The following is a 25,693-nucleotide window of genomic DNA, read 5'->3' on the forward strand; positions in this document are numbered from 1 at the left end:
CGTAATGATGAGCGCCTGGAGAACGATGCAAGGCAGTTTGCCATCATCTGGCCGCTTCCGTAGAATACCTACCCCATAAATCAGGCCTGCGACCTGACCAGAAAAAGCCTTTGTGTGCACCACGCCCTCATTGCCGGCGCTATCGCGTCGTGCCTGTGGGCTCCAAGGCTTTATTCGAGGAACGGTCAATGCGGGTCAGAAATCTCTCCATAGGTGCCAGGGCCGGGTTCGCTTTCGCAATCCTGGCGGTGCTTGTCTTGCTGCTGGGTGCGGTCGCCATTTTCGAAGCGGAGAAAATGGATTCCTCGACCAAGAAGATCACCGGCTACTGGCAGCCCGGCAGCCATGCCCTGGCCGAAGTCGGCCTGGCATTGGGCCGCACGCGGGCCCTGACCCTGCGGTCGATCCTGCAGCGCGACCCACAGGAGCGCCAGCGCACCCTGGAGCTGATCGGCGAGCGCCAGGCAGAGATCAGCGGCAACCTCGAGTTCTATCAGCAAAGCATCGACAGCCCGCGCAACCGCGAGTTGTTCGAGGCATTCAAGACTTCATATGACCAGTACTCCGTGCTGCAGCGCCAGCTCCTCGATGCCGTGCGCGGCGACCGCACCGAAGAGGCTATCGACGTGCTCAACGGCCCTATCGTGGCCCACGCCGACGCCATGATGAACGACCTCGGCGAGCTGATCCGCTACAACTACGACGGCCTGCTGGAGTCGGGGCGGATCAGTGGCGAGGCCTATGACCGTGCCATCGTGATCATGGCCGCGACCCTGGTGGTGATCCTCCTGGCGATGATCGCCATCGCTGCGGTGCTGACCCGCAGCATTGTCCTGCCGCTGCATGAGGCAGTGGTGGTGGCCGACCGCGTCTCCCACGGCGACCTGACCCAGGAAATCAACGTCTACGGCAAGGACGAACCGGCACTGTTGCTGGAGTCGATGCGCACCATGCAGGAACGGCTGCGTACCACCTTGCGTCAGATCGCCGAGTCCTCCGATCGCCTCGCCTCGGCGTCGGAAGAGCTGCATGCAGTAACCGACGACACCAGTCGCGGCCTGCTGCAACAGAGTGCCGAGATCGAGCAGGCGGCCACGGCGGTCAACGAAATGACCGCTGCCGTCGAGGAAGTCGCGAGCAATGCGGTGACCACCTCCGACGCCTCGCGTCGCGCCGACGACACCACCCAGCACGGCCGGGCGCAGGTCGACCAGGCGCTGGCCTCGATCCAGAGCCTGGTCAGCGACGTTGGCGACACCGCCCAGGAAGTCGAGGACCTGGCCAACCACGTCAACGATATCAGCCGGGTGCTCGATGTGATCGGCTCCATTGCCGACCAGACCAACCTGCTCGCCCTCAATGCCGCCATCGAAGCGGCCAGGGCCGGGGAGGCCGGGCGTGGTTTCGCCGTGGTGGCCGACGAAGTGCGCGCCCTGGCGCACCGCACCCAGCAGTCCACCGAAGAGATCGAGCAAATGATCGGCGGTGTACAGGCCGGCACCCACCGGGCGGTCAGCACCATGCACAGCAGCCAGAGCCAGGCCAGCCAGACCCTGGTGGTGGCGCAGGCGGCGGACGAGGCGCTGAAGGTCATCGCCGAAGCCATCGCCGCGATCAACGAGCGCAACCTGGTGATCGCTAGTGCCTCGGAAGAACAGGCGTCGGTGGCGCGCGAGGTAGATCGCAACCTGGTCAATATCCGCGACCTGTCGATGCAGACCTCGGCCGGGGCCAACCAGACCAATGCGGCGAGCCAGGAGCTGTCGCGCCTGGCGGTGGAACTGAATGTGATGATTTCCAAATTCAAGGTGTGAGATTTCGCTGGAGCGACCTGGATCCTGGTGGGAGTTGGCGTTGCCAGCGATTGGCCCGTCCAGACACCATCATTGCCTATGCCGGCCTCATCGCTGGCAAGCCAGCTCCCACAGGTTCCGAGCCAGCCGCAGATTTTGCGTTCGACACTGGCCTTGTGGGAGCTGGCTTGCCAGCGATTGGCCCGTCCAGCATTGCCTATGCCGGCCTCATTGCTGGAAATCCAGCTCCCACAGGTTCCGAGCCAGCCGCAGATTGTGCGTTCGACACCGACCTTGTGGGAGCTGGCTTGCCAGCGATTGGCCCGTCCAGACACCATCATTGCCTGTGCCGGCCTCATCGCCGGCAAGCCAGCTCCCACAGGTTCCGAGCCAGCCGCAGATTTTGCGTTCGACACTGGCCTTGTGGGAGCTGGCTTGCCAGCGATTGGTCCGTCCAGACACCAGCATTGCTTATGCCGGCCTTATCGCTGGCAAGTCGGACCGCCGCACCGCAGCTCCCACAGGGCCCAGTGACAAAGTTCCCGTCGCGCGACGTGCGGCATTTCCTTTTGGATCTGGCCAATACCCCTATCCCAGAGCCTCCGCCGACTGCGGAACATCCTTTCGATATATATCCAAAAGCCTGTTGTCGGCGCTTCGGCTCGCCACTAGCCTCAACCTGCTACCGCTCATATTTCCGTCACCCAAGGCGCATCCGGGAGGGACCCTCGCGCTTATTACAAGAGGTGCACCATGCCGTTAAGTGCCGATGTGTTGAATGTTCTGGCACGAGAAGTCTCTCCCAATCTGCGCTTCGGCATGCTGCACGACCTGGTCGTGCAGTTGGGGTTCGATTTCTTCGGATTCAGTTGCTGGACCAGCTTCGACCCGCGCCCGATGTTCTGGAACACGTGGCCGGCGGGGTGGATCCAGAAGTACAAGGCGAGGAAGTTTCTGGAGATCGATCCCCGGATAGAGCATTGCCGACGCTCCATTTTGCCGATCAACTGGAGCGAGGATCTGTTCCGTTCCGCGCCGGGCCTGTGGGATGAGGCACAGGCCTTCGGGCTGTGCCATGGCTGGTCACAGGGTTCGCATTCGGAAGGGGTGTTCAGCGTCCTTGATGTCGCCCGGGAAAAAGGGCCGATTTCCGACCAGGAGTGGTATGAGAAGGCCGGCCAGGTCCTGCTGCTGTGCAACCTGATCCATATGCAGCAGGTCGACGAGCTCAAGCGCCGGATCGAGGCGCTCAATCTCAGCACCCGCGAGATCGAAGTGTTGCGCTGGTCGGCCATCGGCAAGACGGCGGAGGAGGTGGCCGGGATCCTTAACCTGTCGGAATCGACGGTCAACTTCCATGCGCGCAACAGCATCGTCAAGCTGGGGGTGCAGAACAAGGTGGCCGCCATTGCCAGGGCGGCGCAACTTGGCCTGTTCATCACCCGTGAAGACAGGCGGGTGGCCGATGAGCCGACACCGTTCCAGCGGCGCTCCAGCGACTGGGCGCTGGCCAGCAGTGCTTGAGCAAGGCGTTGAAATTGCACCGTTATGACGATCAGGAAGGCGAAACCGCTCGCATTTGGGGCAATTCGCGCTCGTCCGGGTGAGCGTTTCAACAAGTTGCGATCAGCGGAGATGGCAGAAAGCCAGTTTTACCAGTGGATTCGTTAGCTAGCTTTGCTCTTGGCCTGGTAGTTGCCTCAAAAAATCCATTGGAATGTCGCCATTGGAGAGGTGTATGTCGCTATCAAGCAACTCCATGCTGTTATCCGCTGAAGAACGTCGCTGGCTACCCTGGTTCGGCAAGACCGGCAAGCTCGCCATGGGCTGGGCCTGCCGGGTCAACCGTGGGGCTTATCCGGTAATCGAGCAGACCTTCGAAGCCATCGCCGAAACCCGGGTCAAGCTACTCAATGGCTGGGCCCTGGAACAGTGGGAGCATCTTGCCGAGCTGGCCCAGGGGCTGGGCGAGCCTGGTGCCATCGACGCCCAGGCCTTGCAGGACAAACTGCAACAGGCCGAGGACTTCTCCGAACTTTTTGTCGTCGACAGCACGGGCAATCTGCTGGCCTCGACCTGGAGCGGTGCGCAACCCCGTTCCCTGAACCCGGCAGCGCTGGCCGAAGGGTTGAAGGCGCCGTTTCTCCACGGCCCCTACAGCGATCCACTGACCCTCGCCATCGGCCCGTCCTCGTCGCGTTTCCACGACGAGGTGACGCTGATGTTCTACCAGCCCCTGAAAGTCGACGGGAAAACCCTCGGCTGCCTGTGCGGCAGGGTGCCCAACGATGTGCTGGGCGACCTTATCCAGCGCGAGGCCGGGCATATCTTCGCCGAGTCCGGTGACAACTACCTGTTCATGGTCCAGTCGCGCTTCGACCGCAACCTGCAGCCGGGTGTGGCGTTGTCGCGCTCGCGTTTCGAGGACGGCACCTTCAGCCATGGCGAAAACCTCAAGAGCGGCGTGCACACGCCCTGGAAGACCGTGCGGGTGCAGCGCCACACCGAACTCGAACTGCGCTTCACCGACCCTGCCACCGAGCAGCTTCATCCCGGGGTCCGGGAAACCATCCGCAATGGCTCGAACCTGTTCGTCACCTACCCGGGCTACTCCGACTACCGGCACATTCCAGTGGTGGGCAAGGGCGTGACCTTCCAGTTGCCGGGCTCGCCGGACCGCTGGGGCATGATGTGCGAGGCCGACCTGGAAGAGGTCTACCGCCGCCGTTCCCTCAGCTACGGCCTGATGAAGCCCTACCTGGCCACCATGCTCGGCCTGTTCGCCTGCAACTATGGTGTGCAGCACTATAGCGGGCTGTCCCAGCACCTGATCGACCTGTGCGAGGCCGCCAGCCTGATGATCGCCGCGCTGGTGTTCAGCACCCTGGGGCCCAAGCGCCTGGCCGCCCGCCTGACGGAAATGACCGGGGTCATCCGCACCATCGCCGAAGGTGAGGGCAACCTGCGCCAGCGGCTCGACCCCACGCGCATGGCCAACGACGAAACCGGCGACATGGGCCGCTGGATCAACAGCTTCATCGACCACCTCGACTCTGTGGTCGGCCAGGTGGTCAAGGCCAGCCACAGCGTCGGCACCACCAACCAGATGATGATCGGCCGCAGCCGCAAGGCCAGCAGCACATCCATGGAAGTGGCCGACGCGGTGCATCGCATGATGGTGATCGTCGAGGAGCAGTTGGGTGAAATCCAGCAGGCCTCCGCCGGTGCCGAGCAGATGAAGCAGGCCATGGACGAAGTGGTCGAGCGTGCCCGCGAGCAGTTCCTCACCGTGCGCCAGGGCACTCAGTCGATCCGCGACGTGGTCGAGCGCTCGGCGGCCAGCGTGCAACTGCTCGACAGTCGCATGGCCGAGATCGGCAAGATCAGCGGGCTGATCAGCGACATCACCAACCAGACCAACCTGCTGGCGCTCAACGCTGCCATCGAAGCGGCCAGGGCAGGGGAGCACGGACGCGGATTCGCCGTGGTCGCGGATGAGGTCCGCAGCCTGGCGGCACGTACCTCCAGCGCAGCCGAAGAGATCCGCCTCACGGTCGAAAGCCTGCAAGGCGAAACGCGCAAGGCGGTGGGTTTCATGGAGGATGGCGTGCACAACGTCGACCAAAGCCTCGGCCTCGCCGAACAGGCCTCGTCGGAAAACGTGCAACTGCACCAGGCGGTGGAAAACATGTTCCAGATCATCCAGCAGCTCAACCAGCGCAGCCTCGACTATGGGCGGACGATCAAGGAAGTGGACCAGTCCTCCCTGGAAATGCACCAGACCGTCAACGTCCTGCATGCCAGTGCCGAAACGGTGCGCCTCAATGCCAACAAACTGCAGAAGCTGGTTGGGCTGTTCGAAGTCTCCAGGAGCGGTGGCCAGCGCGAAGCGGCTTGATCGCCGGCGCGGAGCAGGGCGCCGAGCCGACGCGAAGCGCCCCTGTCCCGGCCAGAAAGTTTTTTTAAATCAGGGGGTTGCCAGCATCCGGGAATGTGGACATAATGGCGTCCATCGAAAGCGACGAGAAATAAAAAATCTCAAAGTTTTCAACGAGTTAGGGAAATCGAGAGATTTCCGAAGCTCATGAGGCCGAGTAGCAAAGTGGTTATGCTCCGGATTGCAAATCCGTCTACGCCGGTTCGATTCCGACCTCGGCCTCCACTATTCGAAAGCCCCGCAGATTAACGTCTGCGGGGCTTTTTAGTTTGCGCTTGAAGCGCGCAGCGCCGCTTGCTACCTGCCGAGGTGCTTCTGAACAGCCTCGGCGCTGGCTCCCACCGCCTTGACGGCTTCAGTCAGTTTCTCCTTCGTCACGCCGAATTTCTTTGTCCAGTATTGCACTTCCCATTCCTCGGACAGATTAATCCGGGAGCGGTCCTGAGGGCCGCGGTTGTTCAAATCATCAGCCATGCTATCCACCTTTGTTCATCGCCCCGGAACATCCGGGCTACCGAGTGTTGGACACACAGAAGCGAGGCGGGTTTGATCGGATTCGCTGTATTCAAGGTCTTACGGAGCGACCCTCACCCCTCCGGCGCCACAACACCGCAAACAAACTCATCCGTTCCAAGCCGATGAGACCCGAACTCCACGACATAACCCGCACCCCGCCGCTGCGCCTCCGCCCTTGCGGTTCCCTGGTCGGCATACACATCGACGAAATGCCACGGATGCCGATCCCGCAACACGCCCCAACCAAGCACCCAACCGGGATTGCCAGGGTCCGCCGGCAGGTTTTTCGCCAGACTGCGAATAGTCATGCTGCGCTCCTTGACCAGGACAGACCCTGACACTAGCACCACAACGCCGAGAGCGCAGGCTCAGACGTGACTCAGCGAAAGGTCACTGATGACGCAAATCGACCCATCGTCAGTCGGCGTGGCATCCGAGTAGTCGATCTGGTTGTAAACCCCGCCATGAAATTCGAACAGGCGCACATTCCAGCTGCTGTCGAGCCGCAGATCCCCCGACGAACCAGAAGCCGTTCCCGCGACGACGCTGACATTGACCACACCCTGCGCCGTCACGTGGATACTGACCTTGAACTTGGTTCCCAGCGGCACCCCCTTGAGGATCGTCGAGTTGACCGGATCCGCCTGGTCATAGGATTGCCGGAACCCCAGGGTGATATTGCCCTTGTTCCAGAACACCTTCACCGGCGGGCCATCATCGCCCCGGACGTGCATCTGCGAAATCACCACCTTTTGCGCGGAATTGACCTTGGTCAGGGTCATTTCCTGCCTGTTCCAGTGATCCCGGGCGCTGGCCAGGGTCCAGTTGGTCGATTCGGTCCATTCGCAGCGGGTCCTGCGCGTGCTTTTGCTGGAGGCACCCTTGGTCGGGGCGGAGAACTGGATCGAGCCGTCGCCGAGTACCTTGACCACGCTGGGGAACTGGGCGATCGCCGTTGCGCCGTTGACTTCCAGCGCGACGGGGTTGGTCGAGGAGACGGGCAGCGGTGTGGTGATTGTCAGATTGCTGATATTTACGGTCATGGGAACTCCTGACGATAAATTTCATTGGCCTGGCAGATTGCCTTCCAATCCTGAGGGAGACTTGCGCTTCCTTCCCTTCATTCGGCGGGTGGGTGCAGGGATGGTTCAGCCGGATGTATCGACGGCCCGGCAAGCGCGGCGCAGAGGCATTCTGTAGAATCGCCCGCTTGCACCAGACGACACCGAGGAGCCGCCGTGAGAGGCCTGGAAAAATTCGTATCGCTGCGCTTTGTCGCGCTGCTGGCATTCATCGCCCTTGGCGCCGCGCTGCACAACGCCGGGAAGGTCGGTTTCTGGGGGATGCTGGCGATCATGATGGTGCCCAATGTGTTTTTCGCACTGCTCCGGTCACGCAGGCCGGACGAAGGACCGCAATGACGGGATGATGCCTGAGGCATAAAAAAGCCCCGCAAGGCCAAAAGCCTGCGGGGCAAAAAGGCTGGTGCGAACCAACCAAAGGAGCCTTGCCAAATCAGGTTAGCGCGAAGCCACCGCCTCGCTCTGCCAGCCACCACCCAAGGCCTTGTAGATCGCGACGATGCCGCGATACAGCTCGACCTCGCCCAAAGCCTGGGCATCTTCCGCCGCCAGGCGCTCGCGTTCGGCGTCCAGCAGTACCAGGTAATCCACCGTGCCTTCGCGATAGCGGATCGACGCCAGGTCGGCCGCCTTGCGGCTGGCTTCGCTCTGCTTCAATAACGAGACGAGGCGTTGCTGACGCTTGCCATAGTCGCTGAAGGCGTTTTCCGATTCCTCCAGGGCCAGCAATACCTGCTGCTCGTAGGTCGCCAGAGCGCCTTCGGCTTCGGCATTGGCGCCGCGCAAGCGGGCGCGCACGCTGCCCAGGTCGAAGGCCGGCCAGGTGATGCTCGGGCCCAGGGCCCAGGCCGAGGCTGCCGACGAACCCAGTTGCGAACCCCGCGCGGCGGTGAAGCCAAGGAAGCCACTGAGGCTCACACGCGGGAACAGATCAGCAGTAGCCACACCCACATTGGCCGTGGCCGCCGCCAGTTGCCGCTCGGCCCGGCGGATGTCCGGACGGCGTTGCAGCAGTTCGCCCGGGTCGCCGATCGGCAGCGCCTTGGCGATGGCCGGCAACTGCTTGGGTGAGAGATCGACGCTCAGGGCATCCGGTCGCTGGCCGAGCAGGGTGGCGATGCGGTTGCGAGCGCGCACCTGTTCCGCTTGCAGTTGCGGCACGCTAGCTTCCACTGCCGCCAGGCGCGCATCGGCGCGCACCACATCCAGCTCGTTGCCGACCCCGGCTTCACGCAGGGTTTCGGTGATACCGCGCGAATCCTGCTGGGTCTTCAGGTTGGCCAGGGCGATCTTTTCGCGCTCCTGGGCGCCGCGCAGTTGCCCGTAGGCATCCACCAGTTCGGCGATCAGGCTGACCTGCAACTGCTGCAGGTCGGCCTGGGCCGCCGCTTCCTGGGCTTCGCTGGCTTCCAGGCGGCGCTGGATGCGACCGAACAGGTCAAGTTCCCAGGCCATGTCCAGGCCCAGGTCATAACGTTCGCTGTTGACCCGATCGGTGGTCTGGCCAGGGATCTGGCCTTTGCCGAGGTCGCTGCTGGCGCGGCTGGTCACGGTCGGCAAGGCGTCGTTATCGACGTCCTCGCGGATCGCACGGGCCGCCTTGAGGCGGGCGAACGCCACCCGCAGGTCACGGTTGCCGTTGAGCGACTGGCTTACCAACTGGTCCAGTACCGGGTCTTCGAACTGGTGCCACCAGGCGCTTTCGAAGCGGCTGCGGTCCAGGCCGGCCTGGCCGTCGCTGGCGGCCAGGTGGGCGGCAGCGGTGTCCGGCGCCTTGTAGTCCGGGCCCACGGCGCACGCGCTCAGGGCCAGCACCAACAGGCTCGGCAGCCACAGTTTGCTACTCATCTCTACACGGCTCATGCGTGGCTCCCTTGCGCGGTCAGGCGGGCCGCTTTGCGCGCCTGCTTGCGCTCGACATAACGGCGGATCAGAACGAAGAACACCGGGGTCAGCAGCAAGCCGAAGATGGTCACCCCGATCATCCCGGAGAACACCGCCACGCCCATGGCATGACGCATTTCCGCACCGGCGCCGGAGGAGAACACCAGCGGTACCACACCCATGATGAAGGCGAACGAGGTCATCAGGATCGGCCGCAGGCGCAGGCGGCAGGCTTCCAGTACCGCGGCCAGCGGATCGAGCCCTTCGGCCTGCTTGTCCTTGGCGAACTCGACGATCAGGATCGCGTTCTTGCACGCCAGCCCCACCAGTACGATCAAGCCGATCTGGGTGAAGATGTTGTTGTCGCTACCGGACAGGATCACCCCGGTAATCGCCGAGAGCAGGGTCATCGGTACGATCAGGATCACCGCCAGCGGCAGGCTCCAGCTTTCGTACTGGGCGGCCAGCACCAGGAAGGCCAGCAGCACGCAGAGCGGGAAGACGAACAGCGCGGTGTTACCGGCAAGGATCTGCTGGTAGGTCAGCTCGGTCCATTCGAAAGTCATGCCGTTGGGCAGTTCTTCCTTGAGCAGTTTTTCCATGGCTTTTTCCGCCTGGCCGGAGCTGTAGCCCGGCGCCGCGGCGCCGTTGATCTCGGCGGTGATGAAGCCGTTGTAGTGCATGACCCGGTCGGGGCCGGAGGTGTCGCTGACCTTGATGAAGGTCGCCAGCGGGATCATCTCGCCCTGGTTGTTGCGCACCTTCAACTGGCCGATCTGCTCGGCGTCGAGGCGGAACTGCTGCTCGGCCTGGACGTTGACCTGGTAGGTACGGCCGAAACGGTTGAAGTCGTTGGCGTACAGCGAGCCCAGGTAGATCTGCAGGGTGTCGAAGATATCGCTGATGGCCACGCCGTGGGTCTTGGCTTTCTCGCGGTCGATGGCGGCATCGACCTGGGGCACGTTCACCTGGTAGCTGGTGAACAGGCCGGCCAGTTCCGGCACGTTATGGCTCTTGGCGATGATGTTCTGGGTTTCCTTGTACAGCGCTTCATAGCCCAGGTTGCCACGGTCCTCGATCTGCAGGCGGAAACCGCCGATGGTGCCCAGCCCCTGTACCGGCGGCGGCGGGAAGATCGCGATATAGGCGTCCTGGATGTCGGCGAACTGCGCGTTCAGCGCGGCGGCGATGGCACCGGCCGATTGGCTCGGGTCCTTGCGCTCGTCGAACGGCTTGAGCGGAGTGAACACGATGCCGCTGTTCGGGCTGTTGGTGAAACCGTTGATCGACAGGCCCGGGAAGGCCACCGAGTCGGCCACGCCCGGTTGTTTCAGGGCGATTTCGCTCATCTTCTTGATTACCGCTTCGGTGCGGTCGAGGCTCGCCGCGTCCGGCAACTGGGCGAAGGCCACCAGGTACTGCTTGTCCTGGGCCGGAACGAAACCGGTCGGGGTGGACGAGAAGCCCAGGTACGTCAGGCCCATCAGCCCGGCATAAACGAACAGCGCCACGCCACTGCGGCGGATGACCCGGCCGACGGTGCCCACGTAGCTATGGCTGGCACGCTCGAAGAAGCGGTTGAACGGACGGAACAACCAGCCGCCGAGCAAGCGCTCCAGCAGCCGCGAGAAACGGTCCTTCGGCTCGTGGTGCCCCTTCAGCAGCACGGCAGCCAGGGCCGGCGACAGGGTCAGCGAGTTGAAGGCCGAGATCACCGTGGAGATGGCGATGGTCAGGGCGAACTGCTTGTAGAACTGCCCGGTAAGGCCGGAGATGAACGCCGCCGGGACAAATACGGCGCACAGCACCAGGGCGGTCGCGATGATCGGGCCGGTCACTTCGCCCATGGCCTTCTTGGTCGCTTCCAGGGGCGGCAGGCCGAGTTCGATGTTGCGCTCGACGTTCTCCACCACGACGATGGCGTCGTCCACCACGATACCGATGGCCAGTACCAGGCCGAACAGCGACAGGGCGTTGAGCGAGAAACCGAACAGGTGCATCACCGCGAAGGTACCGATCAGCGACACCGGAACCGCCACCAGCGGGATGATCGAGGCGCGCCAGGTCTGCAGGAAGAGAATCACTACCAGGACCACGAGGATCAGCGCTTCGAACAGCGTATGCACCACGGCCTCGATCGAGCCACGGACGAACACGGTCGGGTCATAGACGATGCTGTAGTCCATGCCTTCGGGGAAGCTCTGCTTGAGCTCGGCCATCTTCGCCCGCACTTCGTCGGAGATCTCGATGGCATTGGAGCCTGGGCGCTGGAAGATCGGGATGGCCACCGCCGGCTGGTTGTTCAGCAGCGAACGCAGGGCGTACTGGCTGGAGCCCAGCTCGACCCGGGCGATGTCCTTCAGGCGGGTAATCTCGCCGTCGGCGCCGGAGCGAATGATGATGTTCTCGAACTCGTCCTCGCTGACCAGGCGGCCCTGGGTGTTGACCGAAAGCTGGAAGCTGGTGGCGTTCGGCGCGGGTGGCGCACCGAGCTGGCCGGCGGCGACCTGGCGGTTCTGCTCGCGGATGGCGCTGACCACATCGGCGGCGGTCAGGTTGCGTGAAGCGACCTTGTTCGGGTCGAGCCAGACCCGCAGGGAATAGTCGCCCATGCCGAACAACTGCACGTCGCCGACGCCGCCCAGACGGGCCAGTTCGTCCTTGATATTGAGGATCGCGTAGTTCGACAGGTAGAGCATGTCGTAACGGTTATCCGGCGAGGTCAGGTGCACGACCATGGTCAGGTCGGGCGAGGCCTTGTCCACGGTGATGCCGATGCGCGTCACCTCTTCCGGCAGCTTCGGCTGGGTTCGCGTCACGCGGTTCTGTACCTGGACCTGGGCGTTGTCCAGGTCGGTACCCAGGGCGAAGGTGATGGTCAGGGTCAGCTTGCCGTCGGCAGTGGACTGCGAGGACATGTACAGCATGTTCTCGACACCGGTGATGGCCTGCTCCAGCGGCGCGGCGACGGTTTCACCGATCACCTTGGGGTTGGCGCCGGGGAAGTTGGCGCGGACCACGACGGTGGGCGGTACCACTTCCGGGTATTCGCTGATCGGCAACTGGAACAGCGAAATCGCGCCGGCGATCAGGATCAGCAGGGAAAGCACCGCGGCGAAGATCGGCCGGGTGATGAAGAAACGGGAGAAATTCATGGGTGTAGTCCCTTAACCGCGTGGAGTCGCGGCGCTGGCGAGCTTCGCCGTGGCCTTGCCGTTGTCGGCAGGCTGACGGTTGGCGGCTTCCAGGGCCTGGCGCTGTTGGGCGAGGGCGGCGAGGGTGGCTTCGCTCGCCATCGGCGTTTCTTCAGGGGTGACCGGCGAGCCCGGGCGTACCCGTTGCAGGCCCTTGACCACGATGCGGTCGTCCTTGGACAGGCCACTGCGCACGATGCGCAGGCCCTCGAGTTTCGGCCCCAGCTCGACGGCGCGGTAGTCGGCCTTGTTGTCCTTGTCCATGACCAGTACGAACTTCTTGCCCAGGTCGGTGCCCACGGCTTCATCGTTGATCAGCACCGCGGAGTAGGTGGCGCTGCCCACCAGTTTCAGCCGCGCATACAGGCCCGGGGTGAACTGGCCGTCGCGGTTGTCGAAGACTGCACGACCGCGGATGGTGCCGGTCCTGGGGTTGACCTGGTTATCGACGAAGTTCATCTGGCCCAGGTGCGGGTTGCCGGCTTCGTTGGACAGGCCCAGGTACACCGGGGTGGTCTGGCCGCGCTGGCCTTCCCGTGCCAGCTGGGTGTACTTGAGGTACACGCGCTCGTCGGCATCGAAATAGGCGTAGACGCGGTCGGTGGAGACCACGCTGGTCAGCGGGGTGACGTCGGCGGTGACGATGTTGCCGGCGGTGAACTGGGCGCGGCTGACCCGGCCGCTGATCGGCGCGGTGACCCGGGTGAAGCTCAGGTTCAGCTTGGCCAGGTCCAGTTGCGCCTGGATCGCCGCCACACCGGCGCGTGCTTCGGCAGCGGCGCTGGTGCGCGATTCGGCCAGTTCGGCGGAAATCGCATTGCTGTTGCGCAGGCGTTCACCGCGCTGGGCTTCGTTTTCCGAGCGGATGGCGGTGGCGCGGGCTTGTTGCAGCTGGGCTTCGAGGCGGCGGACCTCGGCCTGGAACGGGCGTGGATCGATCTGGAACAGCAGATCGCCTTTCTGTACCTGGGCGCCCTCGGTGAACGCCACCTGGTCGATCTGGCCGGAGACGCGCGGACGCACCTCGACGGTTTCCGGGGCCTCGAGACGGCCAGTGAACTCGTCCCATTCGTTGATCGGTTGCTCGATCACCTTGGCTACGCTGACCTTGGGCGCCCCTGGAGCCTGCACCGCTTCCGGGGTGCGACCGCAGGCACTCATCACCAGAAGGGCCAACGCAGCAAGGGGATAGCGCAAGGGTTTGAGTGACTGCTCCATGGAAAACTCCGCCAATGTATTGATAGTGGGCGGATTCTGCGTTTTGCCGCGGGCGCGGACGAATCGAATGAAGCGAAGGTGACTATCACGGGGAATGATGGAAGTCGGGGATTATCGTCTGGCGTTGATAGTTGGGCCTTGGCAACCAGATGCAAGCGACTGGCAGGGACAGGCAAGCGCGCAGGGGAGCGGACGCGGATACTGGCGGCGCACCACTGGAACAGGTCCCTTTGCGTGCGACGGCAATATCTTCATATCTGCGCTACGTTTGAACCGCCGGCAGGGCTGCCGGCGGTTTTTTTTGCTCTGGACCTTGTGGTGTTCTTGAGGGCCTCATCGCTGGCAAGCCAGCTCCCACAGGACACTGTGGGAGCTGGCTTGCCAGCGATTATCAGGGCCTCAACCGTTGGCCCGTTTCCCCTGCGCCTGCTGCGCCACCAGCGAGCGAATCCGCGGCAGCAATTCCTGCCCGTACTCCACCGCGTCGCGCAACTGGTCGAAACCGCGGAACAGGAAGGTCGTTATTCCAAGGTTGTAGTACTCCAGCGCCGCCTCGGCGACCTGGTCCGGTGTGCCGACCAGCGAGGTCGAGTTGCCTGCGGCGCCGGTGAGGGCGGCAATCGCAGTCCACAGGCGCTTGTCGTGCACCACCTTCTGGCTCGCCAGTTCCACCAGGCGCGAGGAGCCGACGTTGTTCCTGCCAACGTTCAGTTCGCGACGCTTGCCGGCGCGCTGCTCGTGCAGCACCTTGGCGTCCGCGAGGATCCGCTCGGCCCGGGCCCAGGCTTCCTCCTCGGTAGCCCCGAGGATCGGCCGCAGCGACAGGCTGAAGCGAATGTGCTTTTCCCGCCCGTATTTCGCCGCTGCCCGGCGCACCTTGGCGATGCGCTCGCGCACCTGTTCCAGGGGCTCGCCCCACATCATGTAGACGTCGGCATGTTTGGCCGCGACTTCCACCGCCGCGTCCGAGGCACCGGAGAAGTAGATCGGGATATGCGGTTTCTGCAGCGGCTTGACCAGGGTCAGGTTTTCCTCGACCCGGTAATGCGCGCCCTGGTGGCTGAACGGCTGGGTCGCGGTCCAGACCTGCTTGGCCACGTCCAGGTACTCTTCGGTGCGGGCGTAGCGCGCATCCTTGTCGATGAAATCGCCGTCGCGTTGCAGGTCGCCGCTGTCGGCGCCGGTGATCACGTTGATCGAGGCGCGACCGCGGCTGAGCTGGTCGAGGGTGGCGAACTGGCGCGCGGCGAAGGTCGGCGCCTGGAAGCCCGGACGGTGGGCTACCAGCAGGCCGAGTTTCTCGGTGTAGGCGGCAACGTGGCTGGCGATGATCAGCGAGTCGGCAGCACTGGTATTGACCGCCAGCAGGGCCTTGTCGAAACCGCCGTATTCCTGGGCCTGGGCAAAGGCCTTGATGAAATCCAGGTCAACGCCGGGGCCGCGCGGCGCCTGGGATTCGCTGCCTTCCTGGGGGCCGATCAGGCCGATGAATTCAAGACTCATGAAGCAAACTCCTTGTGTGTGGGGGCTCGGGCGGTTCAAGCGACCGCTTCCTGGGTGCGACGCAAGGTATTGCGGTTGGCCGGCACGGCCAGGCCGAAGTTGTCGCGCAGGGTCTGGCCCTCGTAGTCGCGACGCAGCAGGCCACGGGCTTGCAGTACCGGCACCACCAGTTCGGTGAAGCGCTGCAGGCCGTCCGGCAATAGGGAATTGATGATGAAACCGTCCGCCGCTTCGTGTTCGAACCAGTCCTGCACGGCATTGGCGACTTCCTCGGCGGTGCCGACGAAGTCGCGCTTCGGCGCGGAGAACCGCAGCGCAACCTGGCGCAGGGTCAGGCCCTCTTCGCGGGCGATGCGCTTGAGCTGGTCGGACGAGCCCTTGTGGCTCTGGCTGCCGAGGTCGCCGAGATCGGGGAAGGGCGCGTCGAGGTCATGGCCGCTGAAGTCGTAGTCGTTGAACGGCCGGCCGAGGGCGACCAGGGCGTCATCGATGCTGACCAGGTCCACCGCCTGCTGATAGCGGCGCTCGGCGTCTTCGGCATCGACACCGACGATGGGGCGGATGCCCGGGAGGATGAACAGCTCTTCGGCATTGCGCCCGAAGTTGCGGGCGCGTTGCTTGAGGTCCTGGTAGTAGGCGCGGGCTTCGCTGAAACCCTCGGGGCTGACGAAGATCGCATCGGCCTGACGCGCGGCGAAGTTACGCCCGTCCTCGGAGGTTCCGGCCTGGAAGATCAGCGGCTGGCCCTGGCGCGAACGGGCGATGTTCAGCGGGCCCTTGACCTTGAAGAACTCGCCCTGGTGGTTCAGCGCATGGAGTTTTTCCGGGTCGAAGAACTCGCCGCTCTGCTTGTCGCGGGTGAAGGCATCGTCTTCCCAGGAATCCCACAGGCCCTGGACCACCTGCACATGTTCCTTGGCGATGCGGTAGCGCTCGGCATGGGGCGGGTGCTCGGCCTTGCCGAAGTTGTCGGCGGTGCCGGACAGCCAGGAGGTGACCACGTTCCAGCCGGCGCGACCGCCGCTGATATGGTCCAGGGAAGCCAGTTGGCGGGCCACCTGGAAGGGCTCGGTGTAGCTGACGGTAATGGTCGCCACCAGGCCGATATGCTCGGTCACGGCGGCCAGGGCCGAAAGCACGGTCAGCGGTTCGAAGCGGTTGAGGTAGTGGGGGCTGGACTTGGCGTGGATATGCAGGCTGTCGGCGATGAAGGCGAAGTCGAACCTGGCTGCTTCGGCCAGTTGCGCCTGCTGCTTGTAGTAGCCGAAGTTGACGCTGGCATCGGCCAGCGCATCGGGATGGCGCCATTCGCCCCAACCGTGGCCGACACCGTGGATCATTGCGCCGAGTTTGATCTGTCGCTTGCTCATGCTTGGCTCCTTGAGGAGAGGGGAGTTCGTGATGGCCTCCGCCTGGCATGGGGTCGGACTGTGGGGTAGACCTTAAGCTGTTGCGGGCTGTGCTGTGAAAGCACATTTTCTTCTATGCTAATTATGTAAGTTGTGCATTTTAGGATTGGTTTATATCAGTGAATTGAATCTTGAACTTGAGGGCCTCATCGCTGGCAAGCCAGCTCCCACAGGGATCGCGTAAGCCTGTGGGAGCTGGCTTGCCAGCGATGAGGTCCGAAAGGTCAATCAAAAGTCATAGGTCAACCGCGTGTAGTAATAACCCCCGGTAAAGCCATACGGCGAATAGGCCCCATATCCTTTGGTCATGGTCTTGCTGCTCGGCGCCTGGCGTTCCGGATAGATGTCGAACAGGTTCTTCGCGCCTACTGCCAGGTTCAGGTCCTTGGTCAACTGGTAGCCGACGTCGAGGTCGGTGATCCAGCGCGCCTTGTATATCCGGTCCAGCGAGCGGTCGTTGGCATCGTTGACCTCGCGGTGCGAGCCATAACGGGTCAGCCCGAGGTTCACCGTGTAGTCATCCAGCTTCCAGCTCCCGCCCAGCAGCAGCTTGGTCCTGGGCTGCACCCCGGAGATGAAGTTGCGTGCCTGGCGATCCATCAGCGCGTAGTCCTTGCCGAGGATGTTGACGCTGTCCTTGTACGAAAGGATCTCGGTGTCGTTCCAGTTCCATGCCGCCGTCCACTTCACGCTGCCGTAGCCGCCAAGGTCCTGGTCGTAGTTGCCGACCAGGTCCACACCCTTGGTCCGGGTGTTCGCACCGTTGGTGAAGTATTGGCCGCCGGAGGTCGAGTCGATGCCGTTGGCGATCAGGGTCTGGGTGACTTCCGGGCCAAGCAGGGTCCCGGTCAGGGTGATGCGGTCGCGCACGTTGATCACGTAGGCATCGGCGGTGAACGACAGCCGGTCACTTGGCTGGAAGGTCAGGCCGAGGCTGTAGTTGGTCGATCGTTCCGGCTTCAGTGCTTCGGCACCCAGGGCCTTGGCTGCCGCCGAGTCCACCGGCAGTACGCCGTAGTTGATCGACTGGTAGACCCCGTCGACCACGCCATAGGTGGTGGAGCGTGCACTGAACAGGCTGTTGGCCAGGGACGGTGCGCGGAAGCCGTTGCTCACCGTGGCCCGTACCGCCAGCTGCGGGGTGAACTCGTAGCGGGTGCTGAGCTTGCCGCTGCGGGTGGCACCGATGCCCTGATCGTAGTGCTCGTAGCGCAGGGCAGTGCCGACATACCACTGCGGCAGCGGGTTGAAGCCGACGTCCACGTAGCTGGCGACGCTGTTGCGGTGGGTCTTGTCGGTCTGGTCGGGCGAGATGCCGTTGGTTACCTGGGCCCCGGACGAGGCGCATTGCCCCGGCGCGCGGCAGTAACCGCCGTCGGCCCAGCTGGCCCAGTCGCCTTCTTCCACTTCATAACCGTCGCGGCGCTGCTCCAGGCCCCACGACAGGTCCAGCGGCTTGCTCAGGCCCACGTCGAAACCGCGGTGCAGATCGAGGTTGCTGGTCAGCTGCGTGGAGATCCAGGTGCCGGACTTGAAGTGATTGGGTGTCGCTTCACCGAGAGACGGGTTCTGGTTGTTCCACGTGCCCTGTTCGGCATCGTTGCGCCCGTAGGTGCTGGACAGGTCCCAGTCCCACTCGCCGACCAGGCCCTTGGCGCCGAAGGCCGCCTGGAAGTCCTGCTCTTCGATGTACCAGGTTGGCGTATAGCCCGAAGGCCGGCCGTTGGGGCCGGTGGTGATGGTGTTGACGATGGTCGGCAGGCGGAAGTTCTGGCCCTGCTCGGCCTTGCGGTACGACCAGGTGCTGAAGGAGTACAGGCTCAGGTCGTCGTGGATCGGCAGTTCGGCGTTGTAGCCCAGGGTCAGCAGGTTGATCTTCGGCGTGCCGTAGCCGCCGTAGGTGACCTTGCCGGCTTTCTCGTGGGCCTCGGCGACGCTATAGCCGTTGGCGCTGGCCTTGTTGTCGTCGTTCTGGCTGCGCGCGTCCAGCGCCAGTTGCAGCACGCCGTCCTGGCCGATCTCGAAGCCCTTGTTCAGGCTTTGCTGCACGGTCTGCTTCTTGCCGTCGTAGCCCTGGCCGACGTTGGTTACCGCGGTGCCGCTGGTATCGGCCTTGAGGATCACGTTGATCACCCCAGCGATGGCGTCGGAGCCGTACTGGGCGGCGGCGCCATCGCGCAGCACCTCGACATGGTCGATGGCGCTGATCGGGATCAGGTCCAGGTCGGCCGGGGCGGCGCCGGCGTTGATCCCGCTGATGTTGAGGGTGGCGCTGGTGTGGCGGCGCTTGCCATTGACCAATACCAGCACCTGCGCCGCATTCAGCCCGCGCAGGCTAGGCGCCCGGGCCATGCCGCTGGCATCCCAGCCGGTCTTTTCCGGGAGGGTGAAGGAGGCCACGGTGGCGCTCAGGGCCTCCATCAGGCCTGGCTTGCCGGTGTCCTGCAATTGCTTGGCGCTGATCACGTCGATCGGCGCGGGGCTGGTGGTCACGGTGCGTTTTTCGCTGCCGCGGCTACCGGTGACGATCACGGTCTCCAGGCGCGAGGCCGCGGTGTCGGTACCGGCTTCTTCGGCCTGGGCGACGGGGAAGTTAAGGCCGGCAAGCAGCGCGGCACCCAACAGCGGGGTGCGCGCCGTCGCCACCGGCCAACGGGAAAGTCGGGCAGTGTTCAAGGCGTGTTTCCTGTTCTGTTTTATGTCCGGGAGCGGTCCCGGTGGCTTATGGGGCTTTGGCGGCTATGGCTTCGATTTCGACGAGGGCGCCAGGCAGCGGTAGGGCGACCACCTGCAAGGCGGTGCGGGTTGGCTTGTTCGGTTGCTCGGCGGTGGCGAAGAAGCGCGTGTAGGCGGCCTGCAGCCCGGCGAAGTCGAGGTTGCCACCCTTGTCCGGATCGCCCACGAGGAACACTCGCAACTGCACGATATCGCCCAGGCCCAGGCCCTGGGCCTTGAGGATGGCTTGCAGCTTGTTGAGCACCGACAGGGTCTGGGTCTCGGTATTGCCGTAGGCGGCGATGCTGCCTTTCGGCGCCTTGGGGTCGGCGACGTCAGGCAGGGTGCCGCTGACGAAGGTCAGCTTCGCCGACGCCGGCACCGTGACGACCTGGGAAATGGGGAAGCTGGAACCCGGCGGATCGATACGCTGGATGCTGTCGGCGTGGGCGGTGTTCAGCGTCAGGCTCATCAGGGCTCCGAGGGTAAGGGCGTGAATGTTTTTCATGGGACGTTCCTTGTCGTGGTTCAGGCGGCGGCGACGCCGGCATGGGTTTGCTTGGCGTGTTGCGCGATCAGGCCGACCACCCGCCGCGCCGATTCGGCGGCGCTGTTCTGCCAGATGCCGACTCCGCCATGGGCCAGGGCATCGCTGGCCAGCCAGGTGCGGCCTTGCGGCTGGTTGAGAATGTCGTAGCCGGGCTGGGCGACTTCGTCGTGGACGATCCACGGGGCTTCGCTGAAGGGGATCTTCGACCAGTTGACCACCACGCCACGGCCGAGCTTGTGCGAGTGGCCGGGGTGCAGGGATTCCACCGCGCTGCGCGACGAGGCGAGTTGCGCATCCCAGGGCTTGGCGGCAAAGGACTCGGCGACTTCGCTGGTGTTGTAGGTGGCGACCAGCACGCCTTGCGGGCTGTTCAGGCGATCGCTCGGGTACCAGAGGAAACGCGCTTCATGGTTGATATAGGAAAGCCCGCCGTAGATCTGGAAGTCGGTCTCCCAGAAACGCGGTGATTGCCAGGCCACCTTGTTGGCCTTGTCCGGCTTGGCCAGCTCCATGGCCTGCTTGAAGGCCGGGGTGAAGTTGCTGTCGAGCCGGCGCAGCAGTGGCAGCGGCAGGGCGGCCACGGCGTAGTCGGCGTCCTCGGTGTGCTGGCGGCCCGTGAGGCGGTCGCGCCATACCACCCGGCTGCCGCTGTCCGAGGTCTGGATCGACTGCACCTCGGCGTTGAGCTGCACCGCGTCCTTGACCTGGCGGTAGAGCGCCTTGGGGATCTGGTCCATGCCGCCCACGGGCTGGAACATGGTTGCCGAGAACTCCGGGATTTCGTCGAACACCAGGGGCAGCAGCAGGTTGCTGTCGAGCAGGCGCTTCAGTTCCACCGGCGTGCGTTGCACTGGCGTCTGGTCGCCGGCGCCGGCGAAGCGGGTATAGCCGGAGCGCACCGAACCGCGGTACTGGCGCTCGTCGTTGAGGTCGCCATAGACCTTGAGGAAATCCAGCAGTGCCTTGCGTTCGCCGGCATTCAGCTCCTGGTCGAGGGTATTGCGCTGCACGCTGCGCGCCAGCAGTTCGCTGAGATGACCGCGGGTGTCGTTGACCGCCTGGCGCAGCAGCAGGGGTGGCTGCGCCAGGTCCGGCTGGGCGAGGGCGTTGCGGCTGCTGTTGACCAGCACCTCCAGGGGCACGCCGAGTTCGCGGCAGTAGCCGAGGATGGTCAGGTGGTGGCTGGGCAGGCGCGCGGCGCCGGCGTTGAAGAACAGGCCGTCGTCGAAGGCCACGGTCTGCTTGCTGCCGTCGTTGTGTTCGACCGGGTCGCCGTTGCGCAGGGTCCAGACGCGCCCGCCGATGCGGTTGCGTGCTTCCAGCACCTTCACTTCGAAACCGGCCTTGCGCAACTCGTAGGCCGAAACCAGGCCGCTGATGCCGCCGCCGACGATCAGCACGCGCTTGCCGTTGCCGGTGCGGCTGGCCAGGTTCAGGGGTTCGAAACTTGCCGCCCGGGCGCTGCCGGGCAGACCAAGGGCGGACAGGCCGCCCAATGCCGCCGAATAGCCGCCGATGGCGGCCAGGCGGGTTACCAGATCTCTACGGGTGAGCCCCATATCGCGTTCTCCATAAGGTTGCCGCATGGGCAACCGCGAGCTTGGGATAGCGGTTCCGCAGACAACCGGAGGGCGACCCGAAAACGGGGAGGGGGGACGACCCTCTGGCGGCGGCGGAAATCCATTTGCCTCCACCAGGTCGGGGTCGGTAAAGCGAACATAAGCGTCTGAAACGGGCTTGTGAAAGGCTTTTTGGTTCTAAGTTAATTATCAGAGAAAGACATAATCAAAATTTTCAAAATGCAATCAGGCTATTTTATGCGTATCCAGGCGCTGGGCCGATACCGCGCCGAACAACTCCACCGGCTCCTGCAGATTGCCCAGGTAGCGCGGATGGAACAGCCAGAGATCGACCTGGGGCTTGAAATCGGTGACGTTCAGCACTTCCAGCTGGTCGCGATGCCGGCTGGCCGCGAGCAGGGGTTCCGGTACCAGGCCCAGGCCCTGGCCATTGGCGACCAGGCCCAGTTGCAGCTCGGTGCCGAAGGTTTCCAGGTTGATCTGCAATGACAACCCCTGTTCGCTCAACGCCCGTTGCAAACCTGCGCGGAAACCGCAGCCATCGGGGTTGAGCACCCAGCCGCGCAGGTAGCAGTCCTTGAGCTTGTAGCTTTTCTTGCCGGCGGTGCCCTTGGCCGCCACTACCCTCAATTGCATGCGCCCGATGGAGCGGCTGGCGATGCCTTCGGGGAAGATCTTGCCGGTAGGGAACAGTGCCGCGGCGGCGTCGAGGTCACCGTTTTCCATGCGCGAGATCAACGAGCTGCCCCAGCCGCTGACCACCTGGGTACGCAGGTCCGGGTAGGCTTCGCGAATCTTCGCCAGGGCGTCGAGCAGGACCACGTCGCCGATGGTCTGCGGCACGCCGAGGCGCAGGGTGCCGCTGGGCGCACCGTCGCTGGCGACCAGCTCGCGCAGGGTATCGATCTCGCGCAGGATCGCCTTGCACTGTTCGTACACACGCCAGCCCATGGGCGTCGGCTTGAGCGGCTTGGTATTGCGATCGAGCAGGTTGGCGCCCAGGTCTTCCTCGAAATTCTGTACCCGCCGGGTGATCGCCGGTTGGGTCAACTGCAAGGCCTCGGCGGCCAGGTTGGTCGACTGGCAGCGGATGACCGCGACGAAAGCGTCCATGTCATCGATCTTCATATTCGCTTCTCACATAGTCTGGGGCGGGGAGATGTTTTCGAAGAATAATCCTTCTTGGCGGGTTTTGCAGGAGGCAGATAGTCGGAAAGCACCGCGGACTCTGTGGGAGCTGGCTTGCCAGCGATAGCTCCAGTGAATTCACCCTAGCTATCGCTGGCAAGCCAGCTCCCACAGGGGCCGTGCTAACCGTTCTTTACCAGAACTTCCACCAGGCCCCCTTGCCCAGATGCTCGATCATCTTCAACTGCTCGCCCAGCACCGCGATCACCTGTTCGTCTCGCGGCTGTTGCACCTGGTAGATACCCAGCGATTCGCTGAATGCCTTGTGCGCCGCCGCCAGGTTGTCCTGCTGCAGATGAGCCAGCCCCAGCGAAGCCAGGCAGGCACTGACCGGCTCCAGGTCGTCGGGGGTGTCTTCGCGGTAGACCTGCACCGCCCGTTCCAGCATGCGCGCCGCTTCGCCGATGCGGCCCTGCTTGAGGTAGCAATTGCCAAGGGTCTGCAGGCTTTGCCCGACCAGTCGGTGGCTGCTGGAGAACAGCTGTTCCCGGGTGCTCAGCACCTCCAGGTACAGGGCCTCCGCTTCGGCGTGGCGTTGCTGCTCCCAGCGCAGGCCGGCGAGGCCGTCGCGAAGCGTGGCGAGAAGGGCGGGATCGAAGCTGTCGACGCTTCCGGCGAGGTCGAGTGCCTCGATGAAGCATTGCTCCGCCTTGTCCAGGTAACCGTGGGCTTTGTAATGCCCGGCCTGGTCGTTGAGAGCCATGACACGAGCGTTATCGAGGGCGGTGCTGAGCATGGGACGTCCCTTGAGGAAGCCTGGCGGCGGCCGTTATTTTTGTAAGAATGTGCGGATTTAAGGGGAGGATTCTGGCGTGGGTCAAGCAAATCCCGGCTTTTTTTGTGGCTTATTGACCTACGTTCGGTAGAAATCCTGAACGGCGCCACTGCGGCTTTCGTGCTGATCTGGCTAAAGGCCATTGCTCGCGGTAGTGTGTCGGCACATTTTTCGACTTCCCGGGACGACCATGCGCATATGGCTTGCCGACGGCGTGGAACAGATCGGCCTGTGCGAACAGGCCGAGTTCCCGGCCATTGCCCGTGACGGTGGCAACCTGTCCTGGCAGCGGCGCGTCGACCTCGGGGATGCCTGGCAGGCCGAGGCGTTCGTGCAGTTTCACTTGCGCGACCGGCTGTTGGAACTGCGCGCGATGCTGGCCCGGCAGACCTTGCTGATTCACCGCCTCAGCGACGAACAGGTACTGCATCAGGTCGCCAATGAATTGCAGTTCGGCAACCTGCGCGCTGATCGTTATGCCTGGCGTGCGCAAGTCATTACCCATGCTGCCGAAGCCGTTACCGTGGTCGCTGCCCCGGCGCCGCCAGCGCCGCAGCCAGAACGGGTGGAGGCGGTGGTGCCCGTGGCGGTGGCCAAGGAGGTGCCTGCAACGTCGCCGGCGCAGGCCGAGGCCCAGGACACCCTCGCCGCAATGCTCGAGCAGGCCGCGCAGGAGGCGGCGCCGTTCTGCGAGGCGTGCGAGCTGGCCAAGGCACAACCGGCTGCCGCCCTGGCAGCCGTCGAGCCGACAGCGGCCGAGCAGGTCCAGGATGCCCAGGCACAGGTGCTGGAGCAGGCGGCACAGCAGGCCATGCCTTTTTGCGAGATCTGCGAGCAGGCCAAAGCCCAGGCGCCCGCCGTGGCGGATCCTGTCCAGCAACCTATCGAAGCGGTACAAGACGCCCAGGCGGCCGTGCTGGAGCAGGCGGCCGAACGAGGCACGCCATTCTGTGAAATCTGCGAGGGCAAGCGATGACCGAGAACCTGTCCGGGCTTTCTGCGCTGGAGCGCCTGCCCGACCTGCTCTGGCCTGGGGGCGACGCCGACGACCAGCAGGTCTACGCCTTGCTCGATGGTGCCCGGGATCCGGCGATACTGCCGTGGCTGGAGCGCAGCGGACTGACGTGCGATTGCCTGTATTCAGGCGAGTTGATTCCGCGCCTCAAGGCCGCGGCGCCGTGGCTGGTCAGGCTGCCGGCGCGGGCTCCGGCCAGCCTGACCCTGCTGGACCTGGGCTGGGGCAATGCCTGGGGCATCCTGCTGGTGGCGCCGGCGGACCTGTCGATGGACCGCCTGCGCCGCCACTGCAAGAAATTCCTGCGGGTGCGTACCGAAGACAGGCGTGTCCTGAATTTCCGTTTCTACGATCCCCGGGTGCTGTCGGTATTTCTTCCCACCTGCGATGCCTTGCAATACCGGGCGCTGCTCGGGCCCATGCGGCGGCTGGTGGTTGAGCTTGACGAGGGCACGAGCTGGCGGGTTTTCGAGCCAGGGGAGGAGAGCCGTGATGCTGCTGATCAATAACCTGCAGATGCAGCAGTTGGCCCAGGCCACCGACGAGGTATTCCTCAAGGCCGTCGCTGCGTGTGTCAGCAGGCATTGGCCGCAGCGGTGCGAGCGCCTCGGCCCGCAGGCGCTGCTGACGCGCTTGCGCAGCGTTGGTCAGGTGGCGCTCGGCTATGGAATCAAGGAGCGGCCGGATGTACTGCGTCTGGCCAATATGGCCATGGCCCTGGACCATGACTTGAGTCGGGCGGACTTGGACTGGGTCCATCTGCGGCTCGGCGACACCCGCCTGCGTCCGGCCGATCGCCTCGATTTGCTCGATGGCGATGTGCGCGAATGGTTGCTGGAGCGGAGGGCGAGGGCATGATGCTGCAACCACAGTCGTTCGCCGTGGTCCCGCCGACGGAGGTGCCCGTCGATGACGACCCCGTGGCCAGCTATGCGGCCATGGATTCGGCGGTGGCGGCACTGCCGGCGTCCACTGCCCTGGGCAGTCCGATCCTGCCCTGTCAGGAACCGATGATCGAAGTCAGCTTGCTGGACGAGGACAATGCCCCGCTGGCCAAGGTGCCGTATCGACTGATGCTGGAAGAGACAACCCTGGCCGAAGGTACCCTCGACGACCAGGGCTACGCCTCGGTGCCGAAGCAGGAGCTGCCCGCCGGCGATTGGCATATCGAGGTCACCCTGCAGCGCAACGAGACCACCCAGTTGGTGGAGCGTGCGGATATCCTGCTGACCGCCGCGCCTCCTGAGGATGAAGACGATCAAGAGGCGGAGCCGGGCGAGATCGAGGACGCGCAATGGCTGGAATTGCCGGACGACGCGTTGCTCTGGGACTGA

General features: G+C 64.0%; 21 protein-coding genes and 1 tRNA gene. 9 read left to right on the forward strand and 13 right to left on the reverse strand.

What is annotated here, in order from left to right:
- Positions 1 to 188: 188 nt before the first annotated feature.
- The 4 genes from N7650_RS05730 to N7650_RS05745 all read left to right on the forward strand — a co-directional run bounded on the left by N7650_RS05730 (position 189) and on the right by N7650_RS05745 (position 5,955).
- The gene (locus tag N7650_RS05730) at positions 189 to 1,814 is read left to right on the forward strand and encodes a methyl-accepting chemotaxis protein (RefSeq protein ID WP_009407323.1); all 1,626 of its coding nucleotides are present in this window, start codon (positions 189 to 191) and stop codon (positions 1,812 to 1,814) included.
- A gap of 732 nt (positions 1,815 to 2,546) precedes the next feature.
- Entirely contained in the window at positions 2,547 to 3,317 is a 771-nt protein-coding gene (locus N7650_RS05735) for an autoinducer binding domain-containing protein (RefSeq protein WP_009407321.1), read from the forward strand.
- Between the two features lie 214 nt (positions 3,318 to 3,531).
- Positions 3,532 to 5,691, forward strand: coding sequence for a methyl-accepting chemotaxis protein (locus tag N7650_RS05740; RefSeq protein ID WP_037062263.1), 2,160 nt, complete (start codon positions 3,532 to 3,534; stop codon positions 5,689 to 5,691).
- A 190-nt stretch (positions 5,692 to 5,881) separates the two neighbouring features.
- A tRNA-Cys gene (locus N7650_RS05745) sits at positions 5,882 to 5,955 on the forward strand.
- 72 nt (positions 5,956 to 6,027) lie between these two features.
- On the opposite strand, the gene N7650_RS05750 is transcribed toward N7650_RS05745, so the two are convergent.
- From N7650_RS05750 to N7650_RS05760, 3 genes are all read right to left on the reverse strand, one after another.
- The gene (locus N7650_RS05750) at positions 6,028 to 6,204 is read right to left on the reverse strand and encodes a DUF3606 domain-containing protein (RefSeq protein WP_009407317.1); all 177 of its coding nucleotides are present in this window, start codon (positions 6,202 to 6,204) and stop codon (positions 6,028 to 6,030) included.
- Positions 6,205 to 6,317: 113 nt separating this feature from the next.
- Positions 6,318 to 6,554, reverse strand: a complete 237-nt coding sequence (locus tag N7650_RS05755; RefSeq protein WP_279897345.1) for a hypothetical protein — start codon at positions 6,552 to 6,554, stop codon at positions 6,318 to 6,320.
- Between the two features lie 60 nt (positions 6,555 to 6,614).
- Positions 6,615 to 7,289 (reverse strand): polysaccharide lyase family 7 protein, encoded by a 675-nt coding sequence (locus N7650_RS05760; protein WP_279897346.1) that lies wholly within the window; start codon positions 7,287 to 7,289, stop codon positions 6,615 to 6,617.
- Between the two features lie 195 nt (positions 7,290 to 7,484).
- Here N7650_RS05760 and N7650_RS05765 point away from each other — a divergent pair, with 195 nt between their 5' ends.
- The gene (locus N7650_RS05765; protein ID WP_279897347.1) at positions 7,485 to 7,667 is read left to right on the forward strand and encodes a hypothetical protein; all 183 of its coding nucleotides are present in this window, start codon (positions 7,485 to 7,487) and stop codon (positions 7,665 to 7,667) included.
- Between the two features lie 99 nt (positions 7,668 to 7,766).
- Here the strand turns inward: N7650_RS05765 and N7650_RS05770 are convergent, their stop codons facing one another.
- The 10 genes from N7650_RS05770 to N7650_RS05815 form a co-directional block, all read right to left on the reverse strand.
- A complete protein-coding gene (locus N7650_RS05770; RefSeq protein WP_037062260.1) occupies positions 7,767 to 9,176 on the reverse strand; it encodes a TolC family protein in 1,410 nt (469 codons plus the stop codon).
- Positions 9,177 to 9,187: 11 nt separating this feature from the next.
- Positions 9,188 to 12,367, reverse strand: coding sequence for an efflux RND transporter permease subunit (locus N7650_RS05775; RefSeq protein WP_009407304.1), 3,180 nt, complete (start codon positions 12,365 to 12,367; stop codon positions 9,188 to 9,190).
- A 12-nt stretch (positions 12,368 to 12,379) separates the two neighbouring features.
- On the reverse strand, positions 12,380 to 13,624 hold the full coding sequence (gene mexE, locus N7650_RS05780) for a multidrug efflux RND transporter periplasmic adaptor subunit MexE (RefSeq protein WP_064304063.1): 1,245 nt from the start codon (positions 13,622 to 13,624) through the stop codon (positions 12,380 to 12,382).
- 399 nt (positions 13,625 to 14,023) lie between these two features.
- Positions 14,024 to 15,127 carry an LLM class flavin-dependent oxidoreductase gene (locus N7650_RS05785; protein WP_009407300.1) on the reverse strand — a complete coding sequence of 368 codons (1,104 nt, stop codon included), beginning with the start codon at positions 15,125 to 15,127 and terminating at the stop codon, positions 14,024 to 14,026.
- A 35-nt stretch (positions 15,128 to 15,162) separates the two neighbouring features.
- A complete protein-coding gene (locus N7650_RS05790; protein WP_009407298.1) occupies positions 15,163 to 16,497 on the reverse strand; it encodes an LLM class flavin-dependent oxidoreductase in 1,335 nt (444 codons plus the stop codon).
- A gap of 267 nt (positions 16,498 to 16,764) precedes the next feature.
- Positions 16,765 to 19,146, reverse strand: coding sequence for a TonB-dependent receptor (locus tag N7650_RS05795; protein ID WP_279897398.1), 2,382 nt, complete (start codon positions 19,144 to 19,146; stop codon positions 16,765 to 16,767).
- A 112-nt stretch (positions 19,147 to 19,258) separates the two neighbouring features.
- The gene (locus N7650_RS05800; protein WP_279897350.1) at positions 19,259 to 19,759 is read right to left on the reverse strand and encodes a RidA family protein; all 501 of its coding nucleotides are present in this window, start codon (positions 19,757 to 19,759) and stop codon (positions 19,259 to 19,261) included.
- 20 nt (positions 19,760 to 19,779) lie between these two features.
- Positions 19,780 to 21,360: an FAD-dependent oxidoreductase gene (locus tag N7650_RS05805; protein ID WP_279897351.1), complete on the reverse strand. Its 1,581-nt coding sequence runs from the start codon at positions 21,358 to 21,360 to the stop codon at positions 19,780 to 19,782.
- A gap of 246 nt (positions 21,361 to 21,606) precedes the next feature.
- A complete protein-coding gene (locus tag N7650_RS05810) occupies positions 21,607 to 22,509 on the reverse strand; it encodes a LysR family transcriptional regulator (RefSeq protein WP_064304068.1) in 903 nt (300 codons plus the stop codon).
- 193 nt (positions 22,510 to 22,702) lie between these two features.
- Positions 22,703 to 23,305: a tetratricopeptide repeat protein gene (locus tag N7650_RS05815; protein WP_279897353.1), complete on the reverse strand. Its 603-nt coding sequence runs from the start codon at positions 23,303 to 23,305 to the stop codon at positions 22,703 to 22,705.
- 229 nt (positions 23,306 to 23,534) lie between these two features.
- Here N7650_RS05815 and N7650_RS05820 point away from each other — a divergent pair, with 229 nt between their 5' ends.
- From N7650_RS05820 to N7650_RS05835, 4 genes are read left to right on the forward strand one after another with little or no spacing between them, the layout of a single operon-like run.
- Positions 23,535 to 24,320 carry a hypothetical protein gene (locus tag N7650_RS05820; protein ID WP_009407280.1) on the forward strand — a complete coding sequence of 262 codons (786 nt, stop codon included), beginning with the start codon at positions 23,535 to 23,537 and terminating at the stop codon, positions 24,318 to 24,320.
- The gene (locus N7650_RS05825) at positions 24,317 to 24,868 is read left to right on the forward strand and encodes a DUF4123 domain-containing protein (protein ID WP_009407278.1); all 552 of its coding nucleotides are present in this window, start codon (positions 24,317 to 24,319) and stop codon (positions 24,866 to 24,868) included. The genes N7650_RS05820 and N7650_RS05825 overlap by 4 nt, the downstream gene beginning before the upstream one ends.
- Positions 24,852 to 25,217 (forward strand): hypothetical protein, encoded by a 366-nt coding sequence (locus N7650_RS05830; RefSeq protein ID WP_009407276.1) that lies wholly within the window; start codon positions 24,852 to 24,854, stop codon positions 25,215 to 25,217. The genes N7650_RS05825 and N7650_RS05830 overlap by 17 nt, the downstream gene beginning before the upstream one ends.
- Entirely contained in the window at positions 25,214 to 25,693 is a 480-nt protein-coding gene (locus tag N7650_RS05835; protein ID WP_009407274.1) for a hypothetical protein, read from the forward strand. Before N7650_RS05830 ends, N7650_RS05835 begins: the two co-directional genes overlap by 4 nt.

The organism is Pseudomonas sp. GD04058 (assembly GCF_029836855.1).
Lineage (GTDB): Bacteria > Pseudomonadota > Gammaproteobacteria > Pseudomonadales > Pseudomonadaceae > Aquipseudomonas > Aquipseudomonas bharatica.